Source organism: Enorma timonensis, from assembly GCF_000321165.1.
Lineage (GTDB): Bacteria > Actinomycetota > Coriobacteriia > Coriobacteriales > Coriobacteriaceae > Enorma.
In genome coordinates, this window is the sequence record NZ_CAPF01000095.1 from 1 (window position 1) to 7657 (window position 7657).

The following is a 7657-nucleotide window of genomic DNA, read 5'->3' on the forward strand; positions in this document are numbered from 1 at the left end:
AGCCCCGCCGCGCCCGCCGGCGAGCCCGCCGCAACCTCCCCCGCTCCCGCGGAGAAACCGAAGCGCAAGAGCCATCGCACCGCCATCATCGCGGGCGCCGTGGCAGCCGCGCTCGTCTGCGGCGGCGGCATCGGAGGCTTCGTGTGGTGGCAGGGCGAGCAGGAGCGCATCGCCGAGGAGGCGCGCGTCGAGGCGGAGCAGAAGGCCGCCTACGAAGCGGCGCACCAGACCTATCCCATCACGCTCGAGATCCAATGCGACGGCCTCGATACCTCCACCGGCACGAAGATCCCCCTCCATGTGACGGGCACGGACTTCGAGGGCAATGCGGTCGACGAGCTCTTCTTCACCGACCAGAACGCCACGGGCGTCGAGCTCATGCGCGGCGACTACACATTCGACATTCCCGCCTCGCCCATCGCGGCGGACGGCACCATCTACGACGTGAGCGCATCCGGAGCGGCCGGTCTCGGCGGCAGGGTTGACGACGACGGCTCCTTCTTGACCCAGAACGCGCTCTGGCTCGACCCCATCGATGCCGCCGATGTCACCGACGACGAGATCGAAGCGGCCTATGACATGGCCGTCCAAGGCGGCTGCGAGAATGCCGACGAGCTCCGCGACGCTGCCTACGCCCGCCGCGACGAGGCGCTCGCGAAGGACGCGCTCGGCGCTTACGAGGCGGCGTCCTACAGCTTCACCATCCCCGAGCAGTGGATTGGCCGCGTCGAGGTAACGATCGACGGCGACGACGTCACCATCACCCCATCCGGCCAGCCCGACCACGTCCTCTGCGAGCTCGAAGTCATCCAAGGTGAATTGCATAGCGCCGGCGACATCGCCGATGCCACCCAAGCCGTCTGCGACCTTGGCGACGGTCGCACCGTGACCGCGCGGGTGCGCAACTACTGCTACATCATTCCGCAGGCGCTTGACTCGAACAGCACGAACCCCGACGACTTCTATACGCTGGACGAGGCCGAGGAGCTCGTCGGCCTGGAAACCCTCGGCGCGTACACCTACGACGACGCGCTCTCCGGTTGGGAGAGCAACCCGGGCGTCGGCATCACGGGCGCGAGCGATGCTCTGTTCGATTACCTCAAGCAGTCAGTTACGGCGAAGTAGCGATGGGCGCCGTCCGCGACATACTGGGTTTCGGGCACGCGCGCTGCGCGCTAGAGCTGCCGGCTGTGCAGGAGGCGGGCGATCTCGTCCTTCTTGCTCAGCAGCTCCTCTTGCAGCGGCTTGTGGAGGATGCGCTTCCAGTCGAGCCCCTCGCGCATGCAGCGCGTAAACAGCTCGGCGTCCCAGCCCTCGTTGTTGATGGCGCTCTTCACCTTGTTCTTGAGCTCTGGCCACTTGTTCAGGATGTCGATCACCTCGGCACGGGCTTCATCGAGCATCTGATCCTCCCGCTGGAGCTCGCGTGCGATCTCCGTCACGGAACGGCCGCCGTTGAAGTCGCTGTCGCCCTTGAACAGCTCGCGCACCCGCTTCGTGCGCATGCTCTTCAGACGGTTCTTCGCCTCGTTCTTGCACTTCTCGCTGCAGAAGAGACGCTCGCGGCCGCGCTGGTTGACGCGCGAGAACGGCCTGCCGCAGTTGCCGCAGTAACCGATGCGCACCTTCTCGATGCCGCTGGAGTACTCGTACCAGAGCCACGCGAGGTAGTTGGGGAAGCGCAGGTGGCCGGTCTTCTCGTCGGCGTAGAACACGTCGAGGCGCGCCTCCTGGAGGTGCGCGGCCACGAGCAGGCGCACGAGCGAGGCGATGGGCGAGCAGTCCGCGTCGTCGAACGGCACCGCGTCCATGGTGTACAGCGCGCCCTGCGCGATGCCGTACGCCTTGGAATCCTGCGCGGCCGCGAGCTCAGCGCGGTCGGCGTCGGATACGAAATGCTGGAACACCTGGGCGTCGGTATCGGCATCGAAGTCGAAGACCCTGCTCAGCGCGAGGTAATCGGGGAGGCTCATCTCATGGGCGAACGAGACGACATGCATGTACAGCATGACGGCCGGCTCGACCTCGGGTTCGTGCTTGATGGAAAGGAACGCGTAGTTGATGCGTCCCTCGCGCTCCTCGCGGCGCACGAAGGGAACCTCGAGGTGCCGGGCGTACTCCGCATCCACCATGCACGCGATGACGATGAGGTCGAACCGCGAGCCCGTCTCCGGGTTCGCGAGGCGGTACTTGGCGATGTTGTTGAACGCTCCGCCGTTCAGCGCGGCGACGCTCATCGTTCCCTCGAGCTTCGAGGCGATCTGCTGCAGGCGCGTCGCGAGGTCCGCCACGCTGGCCGCGGACATCCACACCTCCACGGGCTCCTCGGCGGAGGTGCCGAACAGGGGGCCGTGGTGCTGCGCGAACCGGTAGAGATCCTTACCGGAGACCTCCTCGACGCACACCGGCTCGCCAGGCGCGTCCCCCGCGTCATCGGACTCGGGTTCGATGGTCTTATGCATCACGCATTCGGCGAGCTCGAGCAGGGTGATGCCGTCCGCCGACGCAGACGCGCCGTCCGACGCATCCGCCGCGCGCGCCTCGTCGACCGACATGGGCTCGAAGCGGAAGGCCTGCCACTCCTTCGAGTCGCGGTCGGTCGCGACCGCGCCGTCTGCGATGGGCAGCACCGACCGGCAGGGAACTTGTCCGCGCGTCGTGCGTATCTGCAGAAACGGATCGAGCTCGCTCATCGTCTTCCCTCCTCGACATCAAGCCTAATCATACAACGCGTTTCGATTCAAACCGGGAGTTCATCATGAGATGCAGGATTTGCGGCACTGAAAACAAAGATTATCTGCGCTACTGCGTGATGTGCGGGGCGCCGCTCCCGGAACACGAGGAGGCGCGCGGAGCGCACGCGGGCGATGGGCGCGGCGATGCTGGCCCGCGCGAAAACGGGGGTGGCGAACGTGCGGCGCAGGGGGCCGATGCTCCCCTGACGGAACGCCCTACGAACGACGCGTAGGCCCGTGGAGCTCGATGCGGCAGGCGCCGCCTTTGTGGAGCGCGTGTTGCACTACCTCCCTGCACCCCCTCCCACCTCGTCTGAAAAGGAGTCATGATGTACTGCCCACAATGCGGAACGAACGTCGCCGACGGCCTAAACTTCTGCCCCCGGTGCGGGGCGCAGCTCGGCGGCGGCTCGGGAAACCCCGATAGCCCCGGCGGCGGAGCAGCCTCTTCCGAGAGCTCGTTGACCGCGGGCGCAACCGCAACGTACGCCGCAGCTTCCACGCCCGAGGCACCTGGTGCCGCCGACCCCGGTGCACCCGATGCCGCCACCCCCGGTACCCCCGCCCCCGACACGCTCTCCGCGCAGGTCTCGCGCGCGCAGAAGCACAGCAAACGCCGGTTGCCGATGCTCCTCATCGTCATCCTCGTCACGCTCGCGCTCGCCGCTGCCGCCTTTGCCGCCACGTACGTCTACCAGAACGTCATCCTGCCGCAGCTCGAGGAGCAGGCGCAGCAGCAGGCCGAGGAGGATCTCGCGGCGGAGCAGCAGGCCGAACAGGACGCCCAGGCAGCCGAGGAGGCCCGCCAGCGCGCGGTCTACAACGACATCCTCACCACGTACCGCGACTCGCAGGCGCAGGCCTGGCAGAACGCGAGCTCATCCACGCTGAACGACCTCGCGTCGCTGGGCGCGATCGTCGACCTGCAGGAAGATATGAACGTGAGCGTCACGTACGACGAGCTCATGAGCGGCACCGTCGCCTACGCCTACACGGACTTGGGCAACGACGGCACGCTCGACCTCGTGATCGGCGTGCTCAGCGGCAACGGCGACGCGTACAAGCTCATCGGCGCGTTCTCCACCGACGGCTCGACCACGACCTCACTCATGAACGGCAGCCTGCTCATGCGCGTCACCTGGGACGTCGATATCGACGGGTACCTGCGCTCGGTGGGCGCGGACGGTGCGGATGCGGGCTCGGTGACGCTCTACACCGTCGAGGACGGCAACCCCGTGATCGTCCAGCATCTGGGCTGGCGGGACGGCTCCTACTTCACGTACAACGACGACGGCACCACGAGCCCGGTCGACGAGAGCGAGGTGTCGAACGCGCGGAACGCGGCGCAGACCGATTTCTACCTCGACTGGACGCCGCTGGAGGACTTCGAGCCCGTCGTCGCCGACGGCGAGTAGGGGCGGCAGCGCGTCGCAGAAAAATGTATCCCCCTCAAACACCGCGTGAGAGTAAAATTATCCCAGCCGCCGCGCCTCGGCACCCATGAGGTGGCGCGCGGCTGGGAGGGGGTACCATGCGCTGTCCCGTGTGCGGAAGCACCGTCGGACCATCGTTGTCGTTCTGCCCGCGCTGCGGCGCGCAGCTCAACGATGCGGCTCGGCGCGCCCAGGCGGGCTCAGTCGCGGACGCGGGCGCCTCGCCCACCGATACCGCGGACGGCGCCGGCGACGACGCGGCGGCGAACGGTTCTGTCACCGTGAACGAGGCCGTGGGCGTCGACCCCGACGATACCGCGCCGCTCCCGTTCATCGCCGAGGACGCGGATTTCCTGCACCGCGACAGTCTCTCCTCGCATTTCACCGATGCGCAGAAGGAAAGCAAGAAGCGCCTGCCCATGGTGCTCATCGTCGTCATGTTCGTGCTCTTCGTCATCGCGATCAGCACGCTCGCCATCGCGACCTACTACATCTACCAGAACTACGTCGAGCCCCTCATCCGTGAGCTTGTGATGCCGACGCTCTACGACGACGAGGGCGCCACGGACGACGATGCGGATCAGGGCGACGGCGCGACGGGAGCCCTCATCACCCAGGCCCCGGCTGCCGCACCTGCTGCAACCGCTCCGGCAGCTCCCGCTTCGCCCGCCGCACCCGCGACTCCGGCGCCGCCCGCGAACGACGGGGGCGGCACCGCGCCGCCGGCACCCGTCGCCACGGAGGACGACCCCGCGAAGCAGGCGATCTACAACGACCTCCTCACCGCCTACCGCGACGCGCAGGAGGACGACTGGCAGAACGCGCTCGGCTCCGAATACCAGGACCTCTCATCGCTGGGCGCCATCATGATCATGCATGAGGACATGAACGTCAGCGTCACCTATGACCAGGTGGAAAGCGGCACGGTGTCGTATTCCTATGTGGACCTGGGCGACGACGACACGCTCGACCTCGTGATCGCGACGGTGCAGGACGACGGCTCGTACCAGCTGCTCGGCGTCTTCAACACCGACGGCGCGGAGCCCATCTCCATCACGAAGGGCGCCGTGGCTATGCGGTCGTACTGGAAGCTGCGCGACGACCTGCTCCTCGAGAACGGCGCACCATACAGCGCGTGGGAGTACAACACGTACGTCTACCGGGTGTCTGGTTCCGAGCTCATCACCGAGTCCGCCTACGGCTACGACGACTACGGATATTGGAGCGAGGACGCGGAGGGCACGCGCACCTACATCACACTCGAGGAATACGCGGAGCTGCAGGCGAGCGACACGGCGACGCTCGACTGGCACCCGCTCTCGGAGTTCGTCGAGGTCGAGCCCGATGTAAATTTACCCCAGGGGTAATTTTACATGCGCGCCCGTTCCGCGCGCACCTCCTGGGCGCGAACGCGCACGAGCGACGAGATGGCGCACTCGAGCATGCCGCGGTCGGGGACGCGCGTCGTGAGGCGCTGCATCTGGAGCCCCGGCCAGAGCACAATGCGCACGAGCGGGTTGTCGGGGTGCTTACCTGCCCAGCGAACGGTTATCTCGTAGGAAATGCCCATCACCAGCGGCAGCAGCACGAGTCGGGAGGCGAACACGACGAGCCACCGCGCGATGCCCGTGGCGCCGAGCGCGTCGGCCAGCGCGCCCACCGGGACGACGGCGTTGACCGCGACCGCGATGATGACGGTCATGACGATGAACGCCGTGCCGCAACGCACGTGGAGCCGCGAGAAGCGCATGCAGTTCTCCGGCGTGAGGTCGAGGCCGTGCTCGTAGCAGTGGATGGCCTGGTGCTCCGCACCGTGATAGGCGAAGACCCGCGCCATATCCGGCAAGCGGCCGACGCCCCAGATGTAGGCGACGAGCACCGCGAGGCGAAACGCCGCCTCGACGAGGTTCCACGCGAGGCTGTTGTGCGCCTGCAGGTCTCCCATGAGGAGGTTCGTCGCCGAGACAGGCAGGGCGACGAACAGGGCGACTCCCAGCAGCACGCCCACGGCAACCGATGCGAACATGCCGGCGTCGGAGGGCTCGTCAGGGACATCGGCGGGCGGAGCGGGCGGGGTCACCTGCGCATCGCGCGGGGCTTCGGCCGTGTCCTGCACGGTGCGCGGCGTGCCCGTCTCGCCGCCCGGCGCCGAAGCGACCGCCCCGGCCTCCGCCGCTCCGCCCGGCGCCTCGTCACACACGTGATCGACGGCGATGGAGAGCGCCTCGTACGAGATGCGCATCGATTCGACGAAGGACACGCAGCCGCGCACGATGGGGAGCTTTTGCCACGCGGGCCGTTCGGCCGCATCCGGCAGCGCGCGCTCCTCGACGTACATGCCGCCCGAATCCGTGCGCACCGAAACCGCCCAGCCGCAGCGCCCGCGCATCATGACGCCCTCGAGCACCGCCGAGCCGCCGATGTGCGTCTGGAACAGCTCTCCCGCGTCTGCGCCCCGTGCGGCCAGCATCCCCATCGCCTGCAGCCCCTAGAGGAGCGTCACCGTGAACGAGCGCTCGTCCACCGCGCCGGGCTCGAGCAGCGTGATGCCGCGCTTGTGCTCGAAGATGTCATCCTCGCTCGTGAGCGTCGCGTGGCCCGTCCACGGCTCGAGCGCGACGAAGGGTGCGCCGTCGCCCGCCCAAACGCCCAGGTACGGGAAGCCCTCGAAATCGAGGCGCACGCCGTGCCCGCTCTTCGTGCCGCGCAGCGTCACCGTGCTTCGCGGCACCCCCTCGAGCATGATGGTGTCGAAGCGGAAGGCTTCGCGCGTGAGCGGCATGCAGTCTGCCGCATCGACGATGGGGTTCATGACGTCATAGGTGAGCAGCCCACCGTCCGCGATGGTGGGCGATTCGTACGTCCACGGCTCGGCGAACTCAAGCACGTAGTCCTCCCACGCCTCGCCGTCGCCGCCGGGTGCGGGCACGTTGAACGCGGGATGGCCGCCCACCGAGAACGGCAGCGGCACGTCGCCCGTGTTCTCGACGCGAAACGTCTGGGTCAGGCTCGCCGGCCCGGTGAGGGCGTAGGCCATGTTCAGGCGGAAGGCATACGGGTACGCCGCGCGCGTCTCGGGCGTGTCGGTGATCTCGAACGTCACGCTCGCATCGTCACGCGACACGATCGCGTGCTCCATATCGCGCGCGAAGCCGTGGCGGCCGAGCGTGACCTCACCCTGGGCGGATGCCGCGCGGCTGTCGCGCAGGGTGCCCACGATGGGAAAGAGCACCGGCGCGTGCTTGCCCCACCAGCCGGGGTCCGCCTGCCAAAGGTACTCGCGGCCGTCGAGCGCAAGGCTCGTGAGCTGCGCGCCCTTGGAATCGATCGACGCCGACGCCGTGTTGTTCGTGATGGTCACAACCTGGGACATATCCGCTCCTTCGCGCCCGATGCTGCCGCCCGGTGCCACAAAATGCACCCGGCAGGATTGTAGCATCGGGCGCGAAGACGCCCCGACGGGGTGCGCGGGAACCAAACGGCGCGAAA

At 67.7% G+C, this 7657-nt stretch carries 5 protein-coding genes and 1 pseudogene; 3 read left to right on the forward strand and 3 right to left on the reverse strand.

Annotated features, from left to right (window positions below):
* Nucleotides 1–1125: pseudogene (locus BN423_RS10915) on the forward strand (hypothetical protein); the annotation flags it as partial.
* Between the two features lie 50 nt (nucleotides 1126–1175).
* On the opposite strand, the gene BN423_RS09820 reads toward BN423_RS10915, so the two are convergent.
* Nucleotides 1176–2693 (reverse strand): zinc ribbon domain-containing protein, encoded by a 1518-nt coding sequence (locus BN423_RS09820; RefSeq protein WP_019240076.1) that lies wholly within the window; start codon nucleotides 2691–2693, stop codon nucleotides 1176–1178.
* Nucleotides 2694–3064: 371 nt separating this feature from the next.
* Between BN423_RS09820 and BN423_RS09825 the strand changes: the two genes are divergently transcribed.
* Together BN423_RS09825 and BN423_RS09830 are read left to right on the forward strand one after the other, a co-directional pair.
* Nucleotides 3065–4150, forward strand: coding sequence for a zinc ribbon domain-containing protein (locus BN423_RS09825; RefSeq protein WP_019240077.1), 1086 nt, complete (start codon nucleotides 3065–3067; stop codon nucleotides 4148–4150).
* A 116-nt stretch (nucleotides 4151–4266) separates the two neighbouring features.
* Nucleotides 4267–5535: a zinc ribbon domain-containing protein gene (locus BN423_RS09830; RefSeq protein ID WP_019240078.1), complete on the forward strand. Its 1269-nt coding sequence runs from the start codon at nucleotides 4267–4269 to the stop codon at nucleotides 5533–5535.
* 2 nt (nucleotides 5536–5537) lie between these two features.
* Here the strand turns inward: BN423_RS09830 and BN423_RS09835 are convergent, their stop codons facing one another.
* Both BN423_RS09835 and BN423_RS09840 read right to left on the reverse strand, forming a co-directional pair.
* A complete protein-coding gene (locus BN423_RS09835; protein ID WP_232385568.1) occupies nucleotides 5538–6638 on the reverse strand; it encodes a DUF1385 domain-containing protein in 1101 nt (366 codons plus the stop codon).
* An 18-nt stretch (nucleotides 6639–6656) separates the two neighbouring features.
* Entirely contained in the window at nucleotides 6657–7541 is an 885-nt protein-coding gene (locus BN423_RS09840; RefSeq protein WP_019240080.1) for an aldose 1-epimerase family protein, read from the reverse strand.
* Between the last annotated feature and the right edge of the window lie 116 nt (nucleotides 7542–7657).